Here is a 19,399-nt window from a genome sequence, read left to right on the forward strand (position 1 = left end):
TATATTGGGTGTTGCGCGGACTCCCTACACTTCACTGCGCAACAACACAGAAGTTATCCAGCACCGGGAACTTCTTCACTTACCTGGTATATCGCTCTCTCGGAGTTACTCATGAATTACAAAGCCCGCGTCCTCGCTGCACTGGTCGCCGCCACCGCCACCTCCGCTGCCATGGCTTCGGATGGCACCATCAATTTCAACGGTGAACTGAAGGCCGAGACCTGCCAGGTTGCAGTGAATGGGCAGCCCGGCTCGGCAGGCTCTACCGTCACGCTGCCGACCATTTCCACTGCCTCGTTGACCTCGGCTGGTCAGGTGGCCGGCCAGACCGGTTTCAGCATTCAGTTGAGCAAATGCTCGGCAGCGCTGAAAACCGCGGCTGCATTCTTTGAAGCCGGTGGCTCGGTTGACCCGGCCAGCGGCAACTTGAAGAACATGGGCGGCGGTGCCACCAAGGTTCAACTGCAATTGGTCGACGCATCCAATGGCAAGGCCATCAAGGCCGGTGATACCGCACAAGTGGCGTCCACCAGCCGTATCGACATCGATGCCACCACACTCAGCGCAGACCTGCCGTACTCTGTTCAGTACTACGCCCAGGCCGCGACCACGCCGGGCACTGTTATCAGCAACGTGACTTACTCCATCAATTATCAGTAAGACGCCAGTAATGAAGGCACGCCCTGTTGTGTATTTAAAGGGCGTGCTTTCGGGGCGGCATTGGGACTAAGTCATGCCTTGCATACTTCCATTTAAACAAATGCTTCTGGCAAGTCTTGTGGCACTTGGGTGTTCCCAGGCGCTGGCGGGTGTAGTGATCACCGGCACCCGCGTGATCTACCCGGCGGACCAGAAAGAAGTCACGGTAAAACTCAATAACAACGGTACTCAACCCGCGTTGATGCAAGCGTGGATTGACACCGGCAGTGTGGAGTCCACCCCCACCAGCTCCAAGGCGCCGTTCCTGCTTTCGCCTCCGGTGGCGCGTATCGACCCGACCAAGGGCCAAAGCCTGCGAGTGCTGTTCACGGGGACAGCGCTGCCCCAGGACAAGGAGTCGGTCTTCTGGCTCAACGTGCTGGAAATTCCGCCTAAACCCGAAGCCGGGGAAGACCTGAACACCCTGCAAATGGCCTTCCGTTCGCGGATCAAATTGTTCTATCGCCCGACCGGCCTTGCAGGTACTGCCAGCGAAGCGATTGAACAGGTGCAATGGCAACTGGTTACGGCCAGCGATGGTCAGGGCCTGGCCCTGCAAGCGTTCAACCCGTCGGCGTTTCATGTATCGCTGGTCGAGCTGGACCTGGTGGCCGGCGGTCAGCGTGCGCGCAGTGAGGACGGCATGGTGAGCCCGGGTCAAACCCGGCAATTCCCGCTGCCAACTCTTAAAACTCCACCCGCCGCAGGCGCACAGGTGGAGTTCAGCGCAATCAACGATTACGGCGCGCTGATCCCGACTCGGAAAGCACTCACGCCCTGATCAATTCCTGACGTCTTTACCCGCGAGTCATTTATGCAGACCTCTTCCCGCTCCAGGCCGCCTCTGGGGGCGCCGCCTCGCTTCGCCCTGAATCCGCTCACCCGCTTGATACTCAAGGTATTGGCCGTCACGTCAGGCGCCTGGGGTGTACACGCCGCGCTGGCGCAAGAGGTGCAGTTCAACGATGCATTCCTGCCGGAAGACTCACGCAATCTCGACCTCGGCAAATACCAGGCCGGTAACCCGGTGACCCCAGGGCAGTACCGTGCGGACGTTGTGCTCAACGGCCAGTTGAACAGCCGCCAGGACATTCGTATCGAAGCCCAGCCCGACGGCAGCAAGCCGGTGGTGTGCATGGACCATGGCTTGCTTGAGCGCCAGGGCGTGAACATCGCCAAATTGTCGCCCGAAGCCCGCCAGGCGCTTGACGGTCCAGGTTGCACGGCGTTGAGCAGTTTGATCCAGGGTGCCAGTGCGAACTTCTCCCCGGAGAACCAGGCACTCGACCTCAGTATCCCCCAGGCGGCCTTGAAGCGAAATTCGCGGGGTTATGTCAGCCCTGAGCTGTGGGACCGTGGCGTCACCGCAGGCCTGCTCAGTTACAACTTCAATGCCAATCGCAACCGCACCCGCAGTGGCAACAATGACTCGGCCTTCCTGGGGCTCAATGCCGGCCTCAACCTTGGTGATTGGCGCTTGCGTCACAATGCATCGGTAGGCTGGCAATCGCGCAACGGTAGCCAGTACCAGGCGTTGGACAGCTACGCCCAACGCGATATCACTGCGCTGAAAAGCCAGCTGACTGTGGGTGAGTCCAACACCAGCGGCGAGATCTTCGACACCTTGTCTTATCGCGGCGTGCAATTGGCCAGTGATGACCGCATGTTGCCCGATTCCATGCGCGGGTATGCGCCGGTTATTCGGGGCATCGCCCGCACCAATGCGCGCGTCACCATTCGCCAGGCCGGCAACGTGCTGCTGGAAACCACGGTCGCCCCCGGCGCCTTCGTCATTGACGACCTGTACTCCACCGGCTACGGGGGCGATCTCAACGTGAGCGTGGCCGAGGCGGACGGTACCGAACAAAACTTTATCGTGCCCTATGCCTCGGTCAGTCAGTTGCTGCGTCCTGGCACGTCACGTTTCAGCGTCACCGCCGGTGAAACCCGCAACAACTTCGTTGACGAGCAGACGCGCCTGCTGCAAGGCACGCTGCAATATGGCCTGAACAACACCTTCACCGGGTTCGGCGGTGTGCAATCGAGCGATCACTACGCGGCTGTCCTCACAGGCTTGGCGTTCGGCACGCCGATCGGCGCCATGGCGGTGGACGTGACACATGCCCAGACCGACCTGGCTGCCGGCCGAGCGAAGGGGCAGAGCATGCGCCTGTCCTACAGCAAGAACATTCTTAGCACCGGCAGTAACTTTTCGGTGGCGGCCTACCGTTTTTCCACCCGTGACTACCTGGATTTCAGCAATGCCGTGCAGTTGCTCGATGCCGAGAAAAACGGTTGGGACACCAGCCAGTTCGGTCGCCCGCGCAGCCGCTTGTCACTCACCGCCGACCAGAGCTTCGGGCCTTGGGGCCAGGTATCGATCAGCGGCTATGCCCAGAACTACTGGAACCAGCAGGGCAGCGACGTGCAGTACCAGTTCAGCTACAGCAAGCAGTTCAACAGGGTGAGTTTCAGCGTGAACGCCAACCGCAGCCGCATGGGCCTGGGCGATATGGAAAACAGTTTTCTGCTGACCATGAGCATGCCGCTCGAATTTGGCGGCTCGGGCTATGGGCCGCAAGTCACCGCACAACTGGGCCGTGACCCCCGCGGCAATTACAGCGAGCAGGCGGGTATCAGCGGCACTGCCGGCCAGGATCGCCAATACGGCTATGGCGCCACCTTTGGCCATGACGGCGCCAGCAACACCAAGAGTGCCGCGCTCAACGGCCAGTACACCGGCGCCCGCGCCATGCTCAGTGCCGCTCTGGGCCGAGGCGATGGCTATACCAGCGCGTCGGTGGGTGCGAGCGGCACAGTGGTGGCCCATGGCGATGGTGTGACCATGACGCCTTACCGCGGTGAAACCATAGCCGTGGTCAGCGCCCCAGGCGCCGAGGGGGCGAAGGTCTCCGGCTACCCGGGCCTGAGGCTCGACGGCAGCGGCAACGCCGTGGTGCCGTACCTGCGCCCATATGAGTTGAACGAGGTGGCGATCGACCCGATCGGCAGTTCCCTGGACGTTGAGTTGAGTGAAACCAGCCAACAGACCGCGCCGCGTGCCGGTGCAGTCGTGCACCTCAAATACACCACCAACCAGGGCCGCGCGGTGCTGCTCAATGTGCGCCTGGACGACGGCAGCAGCCTGCCGTTCGGCGCGGGCGTGACCGATGGCGAGGGTGCCACCGTGGGCGTGGTCGGGCAGGGCGGGCAACTGTATGCGCGGATCAAACCCGAGACGCGCCGCTTGCTGGTCAACTGGGGCAGCCAGGCGCAGCAGCAGTGTGCGCTGACGATCCCGCCAGGCCCTGGCGATGGGCAACAGCTGCAACAAGTGGACGCCGTGTGTGCGGCCGGCAAACAGGTCGCTGATAGCGTGCGGCCCAACACCCAGCAGAAGGTAGCGTTATGAACATCGGCTCTTTGATCAAACTGGGGTTGTTGGGTATGGCCTTGTGGGCCTCGGCCGGCACGGCCATGGCGGTCACTTGTTCCTACATGGACGGTATCCGGCCTGCCGTGGGCTCCATGCCGTTGCAGATATCGGCGATCACCGTCGGGCGTGATGTGCCGGTGGGCACTGAGGTCTATCGTCAAAAGTTCAGCATGGCCTCAGGTCAGGCAGTGAAGCTGGAATGCCTTTTCGCACCGTATCAACAGTGGACCGAACTCACGGTTGAATCCAGCTATGCCCTGGCCAATGTGACCAGTGGCACCTATGCCAATAAAGTCTACAGAACCAGCGTTCCCGGATTGGGCGTTGCTTTCAATAGCAACGGTGGCCTGCTGCCCAGGCAAAGCGCCAAGGCATGGACCACGTGTACACAGGGGTGGCGATGCCTCGTGCCGTTTGACGGGCCTTCGAACTTTGAGCTGATATTGATCAAGATTGGCGAGGTGACGCCGGGTGTGCTGGTGGGCAGTACATTGCCGATCGTGAGTCTGTTCGGCAATTTCGGCGACGCCAGAATGACCGGCTTCAGGATGGGCATTTCCGGCAGCATCCAGATTGTTTCGCGAACCTGCAGTACACCGGATGTCTCGGTGCCCATGGGCACCCACCTGGTCAATAAATTCACTGGCCTCAACAGCAGCACTGGCTGGACGGATTTTGCCATCGCCTTGAATGACTGCCCGGCGTTCAACGGCATGTTTTCCACTACCGGTACCGGCTGGATTTCACAAAGCGGTAACTCACCCACCGGCACCGGCACCAGCGGGGCCCGCGTCAACAACACACTGCAATACCGCATCGACCCGGCTCGGACGGCCATCAATGCAAGCAACGGCATCCTGAGCCTCGACCCGAGCACGGCCGGCAATGCGCCTGCCGCGACTGGCGTCGGCATTCAGGTCGCCACCAGCAACGGCGTTGCCCTGCCATTGGCGAGCAACCGAAACGCGGGCCTGTCCCTCAGGAGTACCGAAAGCAGTTATTCCATCCCGCTGCGCGCGCGCTACCTGCAAACCGGGGCCAAGGTCACGCCGGGGCCGGCGAATGCGTCGGCAACCTTCACGATCATTTATCAGTGAGTGGTGGATACATGACCAATAAAGCGCTACGTATTCTGATTGCCGATGGGCAGCACTTCTACCGCTTGAAAATCGAGCGGGCGTTGAACCAGTTGGGCTATTACCGTATCGCGCCGATACACCGGCTGGATGAAGTCCTCAGTGCTGTGGAGTTCGGCGATACGCCGCTGGATGTGCTGATCATCAATGCCGCCCTGGCGCACAGCGTGAAATTCGATTTGCTCTGGTTCATCAGGGACAACCCACAGATTCGTCATGTGTTGATCTATGGCCAGAGCGAACGCGCGTCGCCCGCGCTTGCGTGGTGCCATGTGCCCAACGTGCTGATCAGCGCGGCGCCGTTGCCTGATCTGCAAGCGCTGGAGGCGCTTATGAGAAAGGTTGATGGAAATGCTGTAGGAAGGGGATACGGCGCGTTCAATTGGACGCAACGCTGAACGCGCCATTGGGTACACCCATGTCTGATCACACCATCACGACAACGAACGCGCCGCCCTATCGATAAACGCAGTGACCTCTACGGGCCTGGTTGCTGTTGTTGTTTAGAAATGTTTATGTGATCCAATGGTTATCTCGGCATGCGCAGGAAGCGCATCAGCCGAGGCCATTTTGATCTTTCAAGATATTTATCCCAAGGAGTAACACCATGCAAGGAAGCACATCGTTCAAGTACCTGGCGTTTTCGTTGATCCCGTTGATGGCCGCCTGTACCACACCCACACGCCCGCCCGTCGTCCTCCCGGCGCCACCCTTGTCGTTCGATAACTGTGCGGTTGGCTGCCCCACCGGCGGCAGCCCAGTGACTTTGAACCGCCAGGCCTACACGTTGAACAACAACGGCTCGACCAAGTTTGCCAATTGGGTGTCCTACAAGATCACCAAGACCACTGCGGCCAGCGGACGCTCTCGCGACTGGCGGACCGACCCGGATATTCCGGCCGGGGAAACCCTGGACCCGGTGGATTACAACGGCGCCAACGTCGCGCTCAAAATCGACCGTGGGCATCAGGCCAACCTCGCGTCAATGGCCGGGGTGGCCGACTGGCAAACACTCAACTACCTGTCCAACATCACCCCGCAAAAGGCCGAACTCAACCAAGGGCCGTGGGCGCGCCTGGAAGATCAGGAACGCAACCTCAGCAAGGAGCCAGGCGTCGATCAGGTGTATGTGGCTACCGGGCCGCTGTATGAGCATTTTGTCGGCTCGTTGCCGGGCACGAACAAAGTGCACACCATCCCCAGCGGCTACTGGAAAATCATCGTGGTCGGCAGTTCGCCGGAAACGGGCCTGTACGCCTCATTCGTGATGAACCAGGAAACCCCCAAGGGCGCAGACTTCTGTGATTATCAGGTCACTGTGGATCACATCGAGGAGCGCTCGGGGCTGACGTTCTGGAACACCTTGCCGCAAGCGATGCAGGCCACGCTGAAGGCCAGGCAGGGCCAGTTGCCGAGCCGGATCGGTTGTAGCCGAACCAAAGCCTGACGTTAGTCGGCACACACCAATGAGGGCCTGCGGCTGCTGTTCTTACCCAGGCGCTCACGTGTGCTGATCTCTGTCGGCGGCGTGCCGGTGCTTGCCTGCTCACGCAGCGCCGCTTCCAACGCTTGCAAATGCTTGTTCAGGATTTTTACCGACCCGCTCGGGTTGGCGGGATCGAAGGGGATCCGGCCATTGGCAATCAGCACCATGGCCAGTCCGCTTCGCGATTCTTGAACGCAACGGCAAGATCTCGGTGATCCCATTTGAATAACACGCGGCCCCCATTCGTCGGCCAAGGGGCTATTTTTTGAACGCCAGCGCTTCTGTTCCAGCCAGATAGGTTATGGGCGGACGAGTCGTGCTTTCGTCGCGCCGATATCACTCACTCGCCAACAGGTGAACCATCATGAAGAAGCTTTATATGTGCCTGGGCCTGTGCAGCGCGTTCATGCTGCACGGCTGTTTTGACAACGCCGACAACGCCACTAAAGACAACAACAGTGGCACCCAGTCGTCGGTGCAGATGCAGGAAGGTAAGGCGGACGAAAATAAATAGCGCGGCCTTGCAGCCGACGCTGTGGGAGCTGGCTTGCCTGCGATGCAAACACCTCGGTTAATCAGTTAAACCGAGTCGATGCATTCGCAGGCAAGCCAGCTCCCACAGTTGATCGCGACCGATCAACGCATATGCAAGATGATCGGGCTACTGCTCGCCGGGTCGGTATGCCCGCGCAACTTGCCCACGGCCTTTGCATCGACCGCACCACCGTGGTTGCCCCAGGTACCGCGCACGTAGCTCAGGACGTCGGCGATTTCCGAGTCGGACAATTGCTCACGGAACGCTGGCATGCGGTAGGCGTCCGGCAGGCCAGCGGTGACGACGCGTTGCGAGCCGTTGAGGGTGATGTTGATCGCGGAGGCGTTTTCCTTGGCCAGGGCCGAGGTAGCGCCGGCTAGGGGCGGCATCCAGTCGGGTTGGCCTTTGCCGTCGAGGCCATGGCAGGAGGCGCAGCGGGTCGCGTAAGTATGGGCGCCGGGGGCATCCTGGCGTGCTGTTGCCGCCTGATACTGCCAGGGGCTGCCGTCACGCTGCGGATCGCCCGGCAGTGACTTGAGATAACGGGCGATCGCGGCCAGGTCATCGTCCTGCATGAACTGCGTGGAGTTGTTGAAGGCTTCGGTCATCGAGCCGTAGACCACGGCATGCTGGTTGCGACCGGTCTTGAGGAACTGCACGATCTGTTCCTCACTCCAGCGCCCCAGGCCGGTGTTGTGGTCCTGGCGCAGGCTGGGGGCGTACCAGCCGTCGAGCAGGGCACCGGCCAGGAAGGGCGCGCCGGATTCGTCCAGGGCCTTTTCGTTGAACGCCAGCCCTCGAGGCGTGTGGCAACTGCCGCAGTGGCCGGGGCCTTGGACGATATAGGCGCCCCGATTCCACAGTGCGTCCTGGCCGGGCTTGGCGGCATAGGTCGCAGTCGGTGCAAACACACCGTTCCACAGGGCGATGGGCCAACGCAGGTTGAGCGGCCAGGGAATGCCGCTGGGCAGGTTAGGTTCGTTGGCCGGTTGCACGCCTTTCATGAAAAACGCGTACAGCGCCTGTATGTCGTCATCGCTGAGTTTGACGTAAGACGGGTAGGGCATGGCCGGGTAGAGCCGTCGCCCACCTGGCGCCACGCCATGGCGTACGGCGCGGTCGAAGTCGGCCAGGCTATAGGCGCCGATGCCATGCTCGCGGTCGGGGGTGATGTTGGTGGCGTGGATCGCTCCCAGTGGTGTGGCCATTTCCAGGCCGCCCGCGAAGGGCGTCTTGCCTGGCAGGCTGTGGCAGGCCACGCAGTCACTCACGCGCGCGACGTATTCGCCGCGACTGACCAACGCGGGGTCGAAGCTCGTGGCCTGTTGCTGTTCAAAAGGCGAGGCAGGCTCGCGGGTGACATACCAGGCCAGCAGGCCGGCGGCGACCACGCAGGGCAGCACCAGCCACCCTGCGGTTCTTGCGAATCGGCGGTTATTCATGGGCGTTCCCTGTCGGTTAGCTGAAGGTGTGGCGGCTCAACGGTAAGCTGCGGATGCGCTGGCCAGTCAACTGTGCCACCGCGTTGACCACCGCCGGTGCCACGGCGGGCAATGGCGGTTCACCGATGCCACCCATCTTTTCGCCGCTCTCGACGATCTTCACGTGGACCTGCGCCATACGCGAGGGCGGCAGGATCGGATACAGGTCGTAGTTACGCGCCCGTGGCATACCGTCCACGTACACCGCTTCCTCCAGCAACGTTTGCGAGAGCCCCAAGGCTACCGCGCCGCTGACCTGCGCTTGAATGATCGCCGGGTTGACGATGCTGCCCGGGTCGATGGCCTCCCAGATATGGTGGACCTTGACCTGGCCGTTTTCGATCGACACTTCGGCGACTACCGCCGCGTGAGAGCCAAAGGGCGAAGCCATGGCCACCCCGCGAGCACGGCGTGTGCCGTCCTCTGCGGTATAAGGGCCGCGCTTCCAGCCCCCCGACAATTCGCCCACCGCTTGCAGCAAGGTGGTCAACCGCGGGTTGTCGCGCAGCAGGTGCAGACGCAGCTCGTAAGGGTCGTGGCCGCCTTTGTCCGCCAGTTCGTCCAGGAACGCTTCGTAGAAAAAGTCGTTGAGGGAGTTACCCACCGAGCGCCAGTAGCCAAGCATCGGCGCGCCCTTGACGTAGATCTGCGCGATGCGCTTGTTGGGGATCGCATAACTCTTGCCCGACAGGCCTTCCAGGGCGGTAGGGTCGATTTGATCGCCTTGTTTGCCACTGAGAGCTTCTGTGGGGCCTTCGGTGGCGCTGACCGCTTCGATGGCCACCGGCAGGCCCTTATCATCGAGTGCGGCGCGGAACTTGACCACGGCGACGGGGCGCAGCACATCGCGCAGGAACTCTTCCTCACGGCTCCAGATCAGCTTGATCGGGCGACCGACGGCCTTGGCCAACGCGATGGCCTGTGGGTACGGATTGGCGGAGTCATACAGGAAATGCCGGCCGAAAAAGCCGCCCAGCAGCGGTGAGTGCAGGGTGATTTGCTCAGTACTCAGGCCGGTGCGCTTGGCTATATCGGCACGGAACATATCCGGCGCCTGGTTAGGCAGCCACACCTCCAGCGTGCCGTCGGGGTTAAAGCGTGCCAGGGCTGAAGGCGGTTCCAGCTGGGCATGGTTGAGGTACTGGTTGTGGTAGGTGGCGTCGACGCGGGTCTTGGCGCTGGCCAGTGCGCCGGCCACATCGCCTTCGTTTTCGTCATCGCGGGCCGGGCCTTGCTGGGCGGCGAGGAAGTCGCGGTACTTGTCGCTGGAAAAGTCCGCCGGCATCGCCCGCACGGTGGAGTCGGCGGCGGCTTCAAGCCACTCCACCTGGATGGCTTCGACGGCGCGCTTGGCATGCCACCAACGCTCGGCCACCACGGCCACTGCGCCGGGCAGGGTGTGAACCGAATGCACGCCTTTCATGGCTTGCACCTGGGCCTGGTTGCGCAGGCTGCCCACGGTCATGCCCAGGCGTGGCGCATGCTGGACGGCGGCATGGAGCATGCCGTCGATTTTCAGGTCGATGGTGTACTGCGCCTTGCCTGTGGATTTGTCATAGGCATCCAGGCGCTTGACCGGCTTGCCGATCCAGCGGAACTGGCTCGGGTCGCGCAGGGTAATGCTGGCCGGGTCGGGCACCGGCATATCCAGGGCGGCACCTGCCAGTTCGCCGTAGCCCAGGGAACGGCCGGAAGTGGCGTGCACCACGCGACCGGGCTGGGTGGTCAGCTCGCTGAGCGGTACGCGCAGTTGCTCGGCGCCGGCTTGCATCAGCATCGCGCGGGCGAGGGCGCCGAGGCGGCGCATGGTCGGGTAGCTCATGCGCACCGACATACTGCCGCCGGTGATGCGCAGGCCATTTTCCATCACCACATAGGCTTCGCCGGGCGGGGCCGCTTCGACAATGAACGTGGCCGGGTCGGCATCCAATTCTTCACCGACGATCTGCGCCATGGCGGTGTGGGTGCCTTGGCCGCCTTCCATGAAGGGGCTGAGCAGGCGCACGCTGCCGTCGGGGCGAATTTCCAGGAAGGCGGGTACTTGAGTGCCGCGTTCAGCGGCGGCGCCGGTCGCGGCTTGCACGCGGGAGGTGCCCAGTGGCAAGCCGAAACCGATCACCAACGCGCCCACCGCGGTGCTGGCCAGGAAGCGGCGACGGGACAGGTTGATCGGTTCGCCCAGGGTCACGCCGGGAATGATCTCGTTGGTGTTCATCAGGCGGTCTCCTTCCCGGCGGCCAAGGCATCCATGGCGGCATGGATCGCGTTGTAGGTGCCGCAACGGCAGAGGTTGACCATCGCCGCGTCGATCTGCGCCTTGGTCGGCGCGGGGGTGTGCTTGAGCAGCGCCGTGGCCGCCATCACCTGCCCGGACTGGCAGTAACCGCATTGCGCTACTTGATGTTCGACCCAGGCCGCCACCACACGCTTGCCCACGTCATCGGCCTCCACGGCCTCGATGGTGGTGATCTCGCGACCGACCACGCCGGCCACGGGCGTCACGCAGGCGCGCACCACATTGCCGTCCACCAGCACCGAACAGGCGCCGCACTGGGCCAGGCCGCAGCCGTATTTGGTGCCGGTCATGCCCAGGTTATCGCGGATCACCCACAACAACGGGGTGTCGGCTTCGGCATCGACCTGATAGGCCTTTTGGTTGATACGTAATTCCATGCGGGCTCACCTGCTGATCATCGGTTGGTGGTGCTGAGTTCTTATAGGAGCGGTGCGACTGGAAGTCGCCCATCGTCGAACTCTAGACCAACGCGCAAGGGCTATCTATCCGATTGCCCTCAAGTTCAGAGGATCAGGCAAGTATTTGACAGGATTAGGCCTGCGCTCCCACTTATTGGAACCCGCCCGACAGTTGCGCCTTCAAGTAGGCTACCAACGCACTCACCGACTTGGGCACATGGGGTGAGTAGGGCCGAATCAGGTAAATTTCATCGGCAAATGCGCCTTTGAGTGTCCAGTCCTTCAATACACGCACCACTGTGCCAGCGGCCAGCGCCGCCTGGGCGCTGAAGTCCGGAAGCAGGGCGATGCCCAGGTGGTTGAGTGCGGCGTCGCGCAAGGCTTCGCTGTTATTGGTGGCGAAGCTGCCGGCGATGGGCACGGTGAGGCGCTCTAGGGGGCGGCTGCCGCGTTCGAAGGTCCAGGCGGGCTGGTCGGTGCCGCGTGGGTAAAACAGGCAGTTGTGGGCCGACAGCTCGCCCGGCTCGCGGGGTTTGCCGTGGCGTTGCAGGTAATCATGGGTGGCGACCAGTACCGAAGTGGTGTCGCACAGCTTCCAGGCCACGTGGGTCTCGGGCACCTGGAAGCCGTGACGCACCGCCAGGTCGTAACCCTCGGCGGCCAATGAGCTCAAGGCATCAGAGACGTCCAGTTGGATACGCACCTGAGGGTACTGCTGCAAAAAGCCGGACAGGTGCGGCACCAGTTGTTGCCGGGCGAACGCCACGGGGGCGGTCAGGCGCACCAGCCCGCGTATTTCCCCGACCGAGTCGCGCACCGAGGAAAAACTGCGAGCGATCTGCGCGTAGGCGCTGCGTACCTCGCGGGTCAACGACAGCCCCGCATCGGTCAGCCGCACGCTGCGGGTGGTGCGCGTCACCAGGCGCGTGCCGGTGGCCTTTTCCAGGTCGGAAATGCGCTGGCTCACCGCCGATTTACTCACCCCCAGGCGCACGGCGGCAGCGGTGTAGGTGCCTTGTTCCTCCAGCACTGACAGCCAGTGAATGTGGGTCCACAGCCCTTCGATCTCAGCCTTTTCCATGGGTGTATTGTTCGCATATAAGGACAATAAGTTCTGGATTCTGCTCTGGTTAGGAACAAAGCGAAAGCCTATCGTGTGGACCAACGCCACCCACCTGGATCGACTGCCATGACTGCAACCATCGAGCACTACATCAACGACCAGCGCGTCAGCCGCGATGACCGTTATCAGGACGTCTACAACCCGGCCACTGGTGAAGTCACCGCGCGCGTGGCCCTGGCTAGCCGTCAGACGGTGGCCGAAGCCGTCGCCGCCGCCCAGGCCGCGTTTGCCGGCTGGGCCGACACCCCGCCGATCCGTCGCGCCCGCGTGTTGTTCCAATACCTGCACCTGCTGCGCGAACGCAAGGACGACCTGGCGCGCATCATCGTCGCCGAGCACGGCAAGGTGTTCACCGATGCCCAGGGCGAAGTCGACCGTGGCATCGACATTCTCGAATTCGCCTGTGGCATTCCCAACCTGCTCAAGGGCGAACACTCCGACCAGGTCTCCCGTGGCATGGACAACTGGACGATGCGCCAGCCGCTGGGCGTGGTCGCCGGCGTGACGCCGTTCAACTTCCCGGTGATGGTACCGATGTGGATGTACCCCATCGCCATTGCGGCGGGTAACACCTTTATCCTCAAGCCCAGCCCGACTGACCCAAGCGCTTCGCTGTTCATGGCCGAGCTGCTGCATGAAGCCGGCCTGCCCAAGGGCGTGTTCAATGTGGTGCAGGGTGATAAAGAGTCGGTGGACGCGCTGATCGAACACCCGGACGTCAAAGCCGTGAGCTTCGTCGGCTCCACGCCGATTGCCCAATACATCTACGAGAGCGGCGCCCGCAACGGCAAGCGCGTGCAAGGCCTGGGCGGGGCGAAAAACCATATGGTGGTGATGCCCGACGCCGATATCGAACGTACCGTGGATGCGCTGATGGGTGCCGCCTACGGCAGTGCCGGCGAGCGCTGCATGGCGATCTCGGTGGCGGTGCTGGTAGGCGACGTGGGTGACAAAGTCATCGCCGCCTTGACCGAACGCGCCAAGCTGCTGCGCATCACCGATGGCCGCGATCTTAAAGCCGAGATGGGCCCGATCGTGTCGCGGGCCGCGCTGGAACGCATCAGTGGCTACATTGAACAGGGTGTACAAGCCGGCGCGCAGTTGCTGCTCGATGGCCGCGACTACGTGCCCACCGAACCCGGCCTGCAGAATGGCTTTTGGCTCGGCGCGACCTTGTTCGACCACGTGACCCAGGACATGAGCATCTACCGCGAAGAAATTTTCGGCCCGGTGCTGGCCTGTGTACGCGTCAACGATTTTGCCGAAGCGGTGAAGTTGGTCAACGACCACGAGTTTGGCAATGGCGTCAGTTGCTTCACCCGCGATGGCAACATTGCTCGTGAGTTTGCGCGGCGTATCGAGGTGGGCATGGTCGGTATCAACGTGCCGATCCCGGTGCCCATGGCCTGGCACGGGTTTGGTGGCTGGAAGAAGAGCCTGTTCGGTGACATGCATGCCTACGGCACCGAGGGCGTGCGCTTCTACACCAAGCAGAAGTCGATCATGCAGCGCTGGTCGGAGAGCATCGAGCAGGGTGCGGAGTTTGCGATGCCGGTGTCCAAGTAAGGTTTAAGCTGTGCTGCTGGATCTGATGTGGGAAGGCTCAAGCCCTCCCACATTTTTTTTGCCTGTTGACGGGTTAACACTTAAAAGTCCAGTATGGAATTATAAGTACAAAATAGACGCTGCCCGTTTTTCTTCACTCTTGCCAAACCAACAACAACTTGCGAGAACCCCTCCATGAAGAAACGCCATCTCCTTCCCGCCCTGGCCCTGAGCCTGTTTGCCTCCAGCCACCTGCTGGCCGCCGAGAAAACCCTGCGTATTGGCATTGAGGCCGCTTACCCACCGTTCGCCTCCAAGACCGGCGATGGCAAGATCGTGGGTTTCGACTACGACATCGGCAACGCCCTGTGCGCGCAAATGAAGGTCAAGTGCGTGTGGATTGAAGGTGAGTTCGACGGGCTGATTCCGTCCCTCAAGGTCAAGAAGATCGACATGGCGTTGTCGTCCATGACCATCAACGAAGACCGCAAGAAGTCGGTGGATTTCACCCACAAGTACTACTTCACCTCGTCGCGCCTGGTGATGAAGGACGGCGCCGTGGTGGATGACCAGTACGCCAGCCTCAAGGGCAAAAACGTTGGTGTACAACGCGCCACCACCACCGACCGCTATGCCACCGAGGTGTTCGAGCCCAAGGGCATCAACGTCAAGCGCTACAGCAATAACGAAGAAATCTACATGGACCTGGCAGCAGGGCGCCTGGATGCGATCTTTGCCGACACCATCCCCCTGAGCGACTTCCTGTCGATGCCGCGTGGGCAGGGTTATGCCTTTGTCGGCCCGGAGCTCAAGGACCCGAAATACGTGGGGGAGGGGGCTGGCATTGCGGTGCGCAAGGGCAATGGCGAGTTGGTCAGCGAATTGAACGCGGCCATCGACGGCATTCGCGCCAGCGGCGAATACCAGAAGATTTCACAGCAGTACTTCAAGGCCGATATCTACGGCGACTGATCCAAGGAAATACGCGTTCAATGTGGGAGCTGTCGAGCTTTAGCGAGGCTGCGAAAGCGGTGGGTCAGGCGATGCAAATTTTGACCTTGCCGGCCCCTTCGCAGCCTCGCCGGGGCTCGACAGCTCCCACAGGGATCGGCGTTGTCGTCAGAAAGGGGTCAGCCCTTGAGTTCTTTCAAATGCTTGTAGACCGTCGCCCGCCCCATGCCCAGTACATTGGCCACATAGTTGGAGGCGCTCTTGCCCTTGAATGCGCCTTCGGCATGCAGTGCCAGCACCAGTTCGCGTTTGTGGTCGCGGGTCAACAGGTTCAGGCTCAACTGACGCTCGCGCAGCCAGGCATGCAGGAAGGTGTTGATGCGTTCCTGCCAGTCATCGCGAAACAGCGCGTCCGGCTGTGCGATCAGCTTGCTCGGCGACAGGAACAAATCCAGCGCCGCCTTGGCCGTTTCGAACATTGAAATATTCAGGTTGATGCACAACACCGCCAGCCGGCGCCCTTTGTGGTCGTGCAGCACGGTGCTCAGGCTGCGGATTTTCTGGCCGTCCCAGTTGAGCTTTTCATAAGGGCCGATATTCACCTCGCTGACGTCACCGTCGAGCATGTCCTCCAGGGACGAGTCGTCACCCAGGCTGCGCTTGGACAGGTTATTGGCGATGTAATCCACGGTTTGCGTGCGCAGGTCATGCAACACCACTTCTGCATGGGGAAAGAACAGCGTGGCGATTGCATCGGCAATCGCGCGGAAGTTCTGCATGACCTTGTCTTGTTCAGCGGTGTTCATCAATTGGGCTCCAGGCGGACCGGGGAGAGCATACCAGCGTCCAGGCCGAACCGCGTCAGTGCCTCGGGCAGCGGTTCGCCGCGCACCAGGGCGGCGCTTGCCTGGCCCATGGCGGGTGATGTCTGGATGCCGTAGCCGCCTTGCGCCGCCACCCAGAACAGCCCCGGTACTTGCGGGTCAAAGCCCGACAGCAAATCACCGTCCTGCACAAAACTGCGCAGCCCGGCCCAGGTCCGCGTCGGGCGGCGGATGGTCAGGGTGGTGGCTTCCTCGATCTGGTAAATGCCCATGGCAATATCCAGTTCTTCAGGCTGCACATCCTGGGGTTCTACCGGGTCGGCGTTGGCCGGCGAGCCGAGGAACATGCCAGCATCCGGTTTCATGTAGAACGCTTCGTCGAGGGCCACCAGCATCGGCCAATCGTGGCTGTCCACGCCCTCGGGGCCAGCGAAGACAAAGGCCGAGCGGCGCTTGGGCTGCAAGCCGATGGACGCTGCGCCCGCCAGCCCGCCGATATGGTCGGCCCAGGCACCCGCGGCGTTGATGATGACCGGCGCGGTGAAGATCGCATCCTGGGTGCGCACCTGCCACAGGCCGTCGGCGTCGCGGCTTAAGCCCAGCACATGGCTGTCGGTGCGCACTTCGCCCTGGTTGCGGCGGATACCGCGCAGGTAGCCTTGATGCAGGGCGTCGGTGTCGATGTCACACGCGGTGGGGTCGTAGATTGCCCCGTGGACTTTTTCACGGCGCAGGATCGGCAAGCGTGCACAGGCTTCATCCACCGTCAGGCGCTGCACCTGCGCCACGGTGGCCTTGGCGCTCAGGTACTGGCTGTCGAGTTCAGCCGGGTCACCGTTGAAATCAACGGTCATTTCGCCCCGGGGCGTCAGCAGGGGATGTTCGCAGAAGCCTGCGGGTGGCTGGTCGAAGAAGGCCCGGCTGGCCAAGGTCAGCGCGCGTACTTGCGGGGTGCCGTACGCGGCGGTGTAGAGCGCCGCCGAACGCCCGGTGGAGTGATAGGCCGGGTGGTTTTCACGCTCCAGCACCAGCACCTTGCCGTGCTGCGACAACCAGAACCCGGTGGACGCGCCGGCAATGCCGCCGCCGATAATGATGAAGTCTGCCTGGCTCATGGAGATCTCCTGAAATAAGCCTTGTAGGAGCGAGCGTGCTCGCGAAAAACGTTGACGATAACGCGCCCATCCTGTGTGACCGCAGTGCCTGTGAGGTCTTCGCGAGCAAGCTCGCTCCTACAGTCGGTACAGAGCATTAGCCAGTGCGATGTCTTCCAGGCCCAGGCCGATGGAGCGGAAAAAGACGTGGCGATCGTAGTCGGGGCGCTGGGCCATGTCGCTGAACAACTCGGGCAGGTCGCCGACAATCGTGCGTTTGTCCCAGCCGTGCTGTTCGCTGGCGATCAGCATCTCACCGGCCGAATCCGGGGTGGTCTGGCGATAGTCGCAGAACACGTGCATCTGGTTAAGGCAGTGCGGCGGCACTTCATGGGCACGCGGTGCGTTGGTGCTGATGGAGGTGATCAGCGCGGGTTTGCTCAGGCGCGAGGGGTCGATGACCGGCCCGGCGGACGAGGTGCACAGCAGGATCACATCCGCGTCTTCCAGGGCCGCTTCACAACTTGCGACGAGGCTCAGGCGCGGGTCCAGGCTGGCCAACTGCTCGCGCGTTTCGGCGCTGGTGCTGCCCAGGCTTGGCGAGTACAGGCGGATTTGCTGCCAGTCGCGCAGGTTCTGCACATAACGCAGGTGCGCCTGGGCGACCTTGCCGCTGCCGATGATCGCCAGGCGTTGCGCCGCCGCCGGGGCCAGCGCATCCACCGCCAAGGCCGTGGTGGCGGCGGTGCGTGCGGTGGTCAATTCAGCGGCGTCGCACAGCAGCAACGGCTGGCCGCTGTGCATTGACATCAACAGGGTCCAGGCCGTCACCAGGGGGCCTTGTTCACGCACGATGTAGGGCGAAGTCTTGACCCCGTACACCCCGTCTTCGGCCAATACGCCCAGGTAGTTGATGAAGTCCCCGGCGCCATCGGGAAACGCCACCAGCTGTTGCGCCGGCTGCACCGCTTGCCCGGCAGCGAGGTCGCGGAACAGTTTGCGCAGGATCAAAGGCACGTCGACTTGAGCCAGCAAGGTACGGGCCTGGGCCTGGTCGATAACGAGGGGCGTCGTGGACATGGGGTTCTCCGGGTAAACTAATTTGTCCATTATGGACTTTTAGTTTTTATCCGCAATAACCCGAGGGAAAAATGAGGCTTATGGGCGCTGTCCCCCCACCCATCGTAGGAGCGAGCTTGCTCGCGAAAAACGTCAACGATAACGCGTGCTTCCTGAATAAACGCAGCGCCTGTGAGTTTTTCGCGAGCAAGCTCGCTCCTACAGTCAGGCAGTGGCTTCGGTATCGGTCAGGCACTCGATGGAGCGATCTACCGTGGTTTTTGCAATTTCCAGCAGATGCCACACCGCCAGGATCTTCGCCCGTTCAGGGCTTTGCAGCAGCTCACCGCAATCGAGTGCCGTGGCTGAAGCGCTGTCGAGCAGGCTGGCGGTGTAGAGCAGGGCGTCTTCGAAACTCAGGTCTTCGTTGACGCAATGGAAGCCTTGGGTAGGCAGGTAATGGTCGATGGCGCGGTTGAACGCGGCGCGGTCCTTTGCGGGATCGATGGGTGGATCAGGTAGTACTTTATTCATGGTATAGCTCCGGAATGAACATGGAGCCGACACGCTTCGCGACTAAACGTAGGGTGGCGGCTGTACGCAGGTTAGTCGACCGGTCCAGAGCATCCGGCGCACCCGAGGGCGCCCCGCGCACAGCCACCATAAAAACGTTATGGGACCAAACGCTTGCTCGAATCCGGGCGACTAAACCCGATCACTGATTTGGCAGTGACGGACCGCAGACTAGCCACCGATTCCAGCAGGCACAAGGCGGCAAGGATTGTCTAGGAAACGTCCTGCAATTTAAAGGGACACGCCTTGCTGGCCCTTTACAAACCATGACCAAATGCCACTAACCCTAGCGTGCAATGCGATCAATGTGGCTTGCCTGCGATCGGCGGTAACCACGATGCGAAGCGAGCCGCTCTTGCTCTTGATCTGCTTTTGATCTTGATCTCAGGCGCCCCGTTAAACCACGCTGGCCGGAATTCGACAGTGATTTGGGGGGTAAACCGGCAGGGATGCCGGTTTAGCCGCCCCGCGCCATGGATGGCGCGGGGCGGCGGCCCCCCAAATCACTGGCGGATTACGGGCACACCGAGCCTAGGCGAGGTGCCGAGTGGTGGGGCAAGAGCGTTTTGCTTACTTTTGCGCTTTTCAAAAGTGAGCCGCTGTCAGAGCGGAACCCTAGGTGGCCGTTACCGCAGGAATGGATATGTACACAATCCAACTGTGTTGACTGTCGGGCCGCCTTCGCGAGCAAGCCCGCTCCCACAGTTGGATCCTGGGGTGTCAGGTAGATAGATATCGACTGTCAGGCCGCCATCGCAGGCAA

The 19,399-nt window shown here is 61.8% G+C and carries 18 protein-coding genes; 9 read left to right on the top strand and 9 right to left on the bottom strand.

The annotated features are described in order from the left end of the window. Positions 1–111: 111 nt before the first annotated feature. The 6 genes from ODQ19_RS20070 to ODQ19_RS20095 all read left to right on the top strand — a co-directional run bounded on the left by ODQ19_RS20070 (position 112) and on the right by ODQ19_RS20095 (position 6,718). On the top strand, positions 112–660 hold the full coding sequence (locus ODQ19_RS20070) for a fimbrial protein (RefSeq protein ID WP_116668253.1): 549 nt from the start codon (positions 112–114) through the stop codon (positions 658–660). A 73-nt stretch (positions 661–733) separates the two neighbouring features. Next, a complete protein-coding gene (locus ODQ19_RS20075; protein ID WP_442962771.1) occupies positions 734–1,480 on the top strand; it encodes a fimbrial biogenesis chaperone in 747 nt (248 codons plus the stop codon). 33 nt (positions 1,481–1,513) lie between these two features. Further along, entirely contained in the window at positions 1,514–4,111 is a 2,598-nt protein-coding gene (locus ODQ19_RS20080; protein ID WP_330211048.1) for a fimbria/pilus outer membrane usher protein, read from the top strand. Next, positions 4,108–5,232 carry a fimbrial protein gene (locus ODQ19_RS20085; protein WP_116668256.1) on the top strand — a complete coding sequence of 375 codons (1,125 nt, stop codon included), beginning with the start codon at positions 4,108–4,110 and terminating at the stop codon, positions 5,230–5,232. Before ODQ19_RS20080 ends, ODQ19_RS20085 begins: the two co-directional genes overlap by 4 nt. Positions 5,233–5,243: 11 nt before the next feature. Continuing rightward, a complete protein-coding gene (locus ODQ19_RS20090; RefSeq protein ID WP_330211049.1) occupies positions 5,244–5,669 on the top strand; it encodes a response regulator in 426 nt (141 codons plus the stop codon). Positions 5,670–5,878: 209 nt separating this feature from the next. Beyond that, positions 5,879–6,718: a DNA/RNA non-specific endonuclease gene (locus ODQ19_RS20095; RefSeq protein WP_330211050.1), complete on the top strand. Its 840-nt coding sequence runs from the start codon at positions 5,879–5,881 to the stop codon at positions 6,716–6,718. 2 nt (positions 6,719–6,720) lie between these two features. Here ODQ19_RS20095 and ODQ19_RS20100 read toward each other — a convergent pair whose 3' ends face one another. After that, positions 6,721–6,924 (bottom strand): hypothetical protein, encoded by a 204-nt coding sequence (locus ODQ19_RS20100; protein WP_178088127.1) that lies wholly within the window; start codon positions 6,922–6,924, stop codon positions 6,721–6,723. Positions 6,925–7,121: 197 nt separating this feature from the next. Here ODQ19_RS20100 and ODQ19_RS20105 point away from each other — a divergent pair, with 197 nt between their 5' ends. Next, complete coding sequence (locus ODQ19_RS20105; RefSeq protein WP_164919367.1) at positions 7,122–7,271, top strand: hypothetical protein; 150 nt, start codon at positions 7,122–7,124, stop codon at positions 7,269–7,271. Between the two features lie 122 nt (positions 7,272–7,393). Here ODQ19_RS20105 and ODQ19_RS20110 read toward each other — a convergent pair whose 3' ends face one another. From ODQ19_RS20110 to ODQ19_RS20125, 4 genes are all read right to left on the bottom strand, one after another. Continuing rightward, the gene (locus ODQ19_RS20110; RefSeq protein WP_330211051.1) at positions 7,394–8,734 is read right to left on the bottom strand and encodes a c-type cytochrome; all 1,341 of its coding nucleotides are present in this window, start codon (positions 8,732–8,734) and stop codon (positions 7,394–7,396) included. Between the two features lie 16 nt (positions 8,735–8,750). Then, positions 8,751–10,988 carry a xanthine dehydrogenase family protein molybdopterin-binding subunit gene (locus tag ODQ19_RS20115; RefSeq protein WP_330211052.1) on the bottom strand — a complete coding sequence of 746 codons (2,238 nt, stop codon included), beginning with the start codon at positions 10,986–10,988 and terminating at the stop codon, positions 8,751–8,753. Beyond that, complete coding sequence (locus ODQ19_RS20120; protein ID WP_014718046.1) at positions 10,988–11,446, bottom strand: (2Fe-2S)-binding protein; 459 nt, start codon at positions 11,444–11,446, stop codon at positions 10,988–10,990. Before ODQ19_RS20120 ends, ODQ19_RS20115 begins: the two co-directional genes overlap by 1 nt. A 172-nt stretch (positions 11,447–11,618) precedes the next feature. Further along, positions 11,619–12,548: a LysR family transcriptional regulator gene (locus tag ODQ19_RS20125; RefSeq protein WP_330211053.1), complete on the bottom strand. Its 930-nt coding sequence runs from the start codon at positions 12,546–12,548 to the stop codon at positions 11,619–11,621. 108 nt (positions 12,549–12,656) lie between these two features. Between ODQ19_RS20125 and ODQ19_RS20130 the strand changes: the two genes are divergently transcribed. Continuing rightward, complete coding sequence (locus ODQ19_RS20130) at positions 12,657–14,156, top strand: CoA-acylating methylmalonate-semialdehyde dehydrogenase (RefSeq protein WP_330211054.1); 1,500 nt, start codon at positions 12,657–12,659, stop codon at positions 14,154–14,156. Positions 14,157–14,330: 174 nt separating this feature from the next. Continuing rightward, entirely contained in the window at positions 14,331–15,107 is a 777-nt protein-coding gene (locus tag ODQ19_RS20135) for an ABC transporter substrate-binding protein (protein WP_014718054.1), read from the top strand. 158 nt (positions 15,108–15,265) lie between these two features. Here the strand turns inward: ODQ19_RS20135 and ODQ19_RS20140 are convergent, their stop codons facing one another. The 4 genes from ODQ19_RS20140 to ODQ19_RS20155 form a co-directional block, all read right to left on the bottom strand. After that, a complete protein-coding gene (locus tag ODQ19_RS20140) occupies positions 15,266–15,892 on the bottom strand; it encodes a helix-turn-helix transcriptional regulator (RefSeq protein WP_003190517.1) in 627 nt (208 codons plus the stop codon). After that, positions 15,892–17,025, bottom strand: coding sequence for an NAD(P)/FAD-dependent oxidoreductase (locus ODQ19_RS20145; RefSeq protein WP_330211055.1), 1,134 nt, complete (start codon positions 17,023–17,025; stop codon positions 15,892–15,894). The genes ODQ19_RS20140 and ODQ19_RS20145 overlap by 1 nt, the downstream gene beginning before the upstream one ends. Before the next feature lie 117 nt (positions 17,026–17,142). After that, a complete protein-coding gene (locus tag ODQ19_RS20150) occupies positions 17,143–18,084 on the bottom strand; it encodes an ornithine cyclodeaminase family protein (RefSeq protein WP_330211056.1) in 942 nt (313 codons plus the stop codon). A gap of 204 nt (positions 18,085–18,288) precedes the next feature. Continuing rightward, on the bottom strand, positions 18,289–18,597 hold the full coding sequence (locus ODQ19_RS20155; protein ID WP_116668270.1) for a DUF6124 family protein: 309 nt from the start codon (positions 18,595–18,597) through the stop codon (positions 18,289–18,291). Between the last annotated feature and the right edge of the window lie 802 nt (positions 18,598–19,399).

This window comes from Pseudomonas sp. AM4(2022) (assembly GCF_036346515.1).
Classification (GTDB): Bacteria; Pseudomonadota; Gammaproteobacteria; order Pseudomonadales; family Pseudomonadaceae; genus Aquipseudomonas; species Aquipseudomonas paracarnis.

Bases quoted from the DNA above. Each gene is read 5' to 3' on its own strand.
- ODQ19_RS20070 (WP_116668253.1), top strand. From the start codon at position 112: ATGAATTACAAAGCCCGCGTCCTCGCTGCACTGGTCGCCGCCACCGCC.
- ODQ19_RS20075 (WP_442962771.1), top strand. From the start codon at position 734: ATGCCTTGCATACTTCCATTTAAACAAATGCTTCTGGCAAGTCTTGTG.
- ODQ19_RS20080 (WP_330211048.1), top strand. From the start codon at position 1,514: ATGCAGACCTCTTCCCGCTCCAGGCCGCCTCTGGGGGCGCCGCCTCGC.
- ODQ19_RS20085 (WP_116668256.1), top strand. From the start codon at position 4,108: ATGAACATCGGCTCTTTGATCAAACTGGGGTTGTTGGGTATGGCCTTG.
- ODQ19_RS20090 (WP_330211049.1), top strand. From the start codon at position 5,244: ATGACCAATAAAGCGCTACGTATTCTGATTGCCGATGGGCAGCACTTC.
- ODQ19_RS20095 (WP_330211050.1), top strand. From the start codon at position 5,879: ATGCAAGGAAGCACATCGTTCAAGTACCTGGCGTTTTCGTTGATCCCG.
- ODQ19_RS20100 (WP_178088127.1), bottom strand. From the start codon at position 6,924: ATGGTGCTGATTGCCAATGGCCGGATCCCCTTCGATCCCGCCAACCCG.
- ODQ19_RS20105 (WP_164919367.1), top strand. From the start codon at position 7,122: ATGAAGAAGCTTTATATGTGCCTGGGCCTGTGCAGCGCGTTCATGCTG.
- ODQ19_RS20110 (WP_330211051.1), bottom strand. From the start codon at position 8,734: ATGAATAACCGCCGATTCGCAAGAACCGCAGGGTGGCTGGTGCTGCCC.
- ODQ19_RS20115 (WP_330211052.1), bottom strand. From the start codon at position 10,988: ATGAACACCAACGAGATCATTCCCGGCGTGACCCTGGGCGAACCGATC.
- ODQ19_RS20120 (WP_014718046.1), bottom strand. From the start codon at position 11,446: ATGGAATTACGTATCAACCAAAAGGCCTATCAGGTCGATGCCGAAGCC.
- ODQ19_RS20125 (WP_330211053.1), bottom strand. From the start codon at position 12,548: ATGGAAAAGGCTGAGATCGAAGGGCTGTGGACCCACATTCACTGGCTG.
- ODQ19_RS20130 (WP_330211054.1), top strand. From the start codon at position 12,657: ATGACTGCAACCATCGAGCACTACATCAACGACCAGCGCGTCAGCCGC.
- ODQ19_RS20135 (WP_014718054.1), top strand. From the start codon at position 14,331: ATGAAGAAACGCCATCTCCTTCCCGCCCTGGCCCTGAGCCTGTTTGCC.
- ODQ19_RS20140 (WP_003190517.1), bottom strand. From the start codon at position 15,892: ATGAACACCGCTGAACAAGACAAGGTCATGCAGAACTTCCGCGCGATT.
- ODQ19_RS20145 (WP_330211055.1), bottom strand. From the start codon at position 17,025: ATGAGCCAGGCAGACTTCATCATTATCGGCGGCGGCATTGCCGGCGCG.
- ODQ19_RS20150 (WP_330211056.1), bottom strand. From the start codon at position 18,084: ATGTCCACGACGCCCCTCGTTATCGACCAGGCCCAGGCCCGTACCTTG.
- ODQ19_RS20155 (WP_116668270.1), bottom strand. From the start codon at position 18,597: ATGAATAAAGTACTACCTGATCCACCCATCGATCCCGCAAAGGACCGC.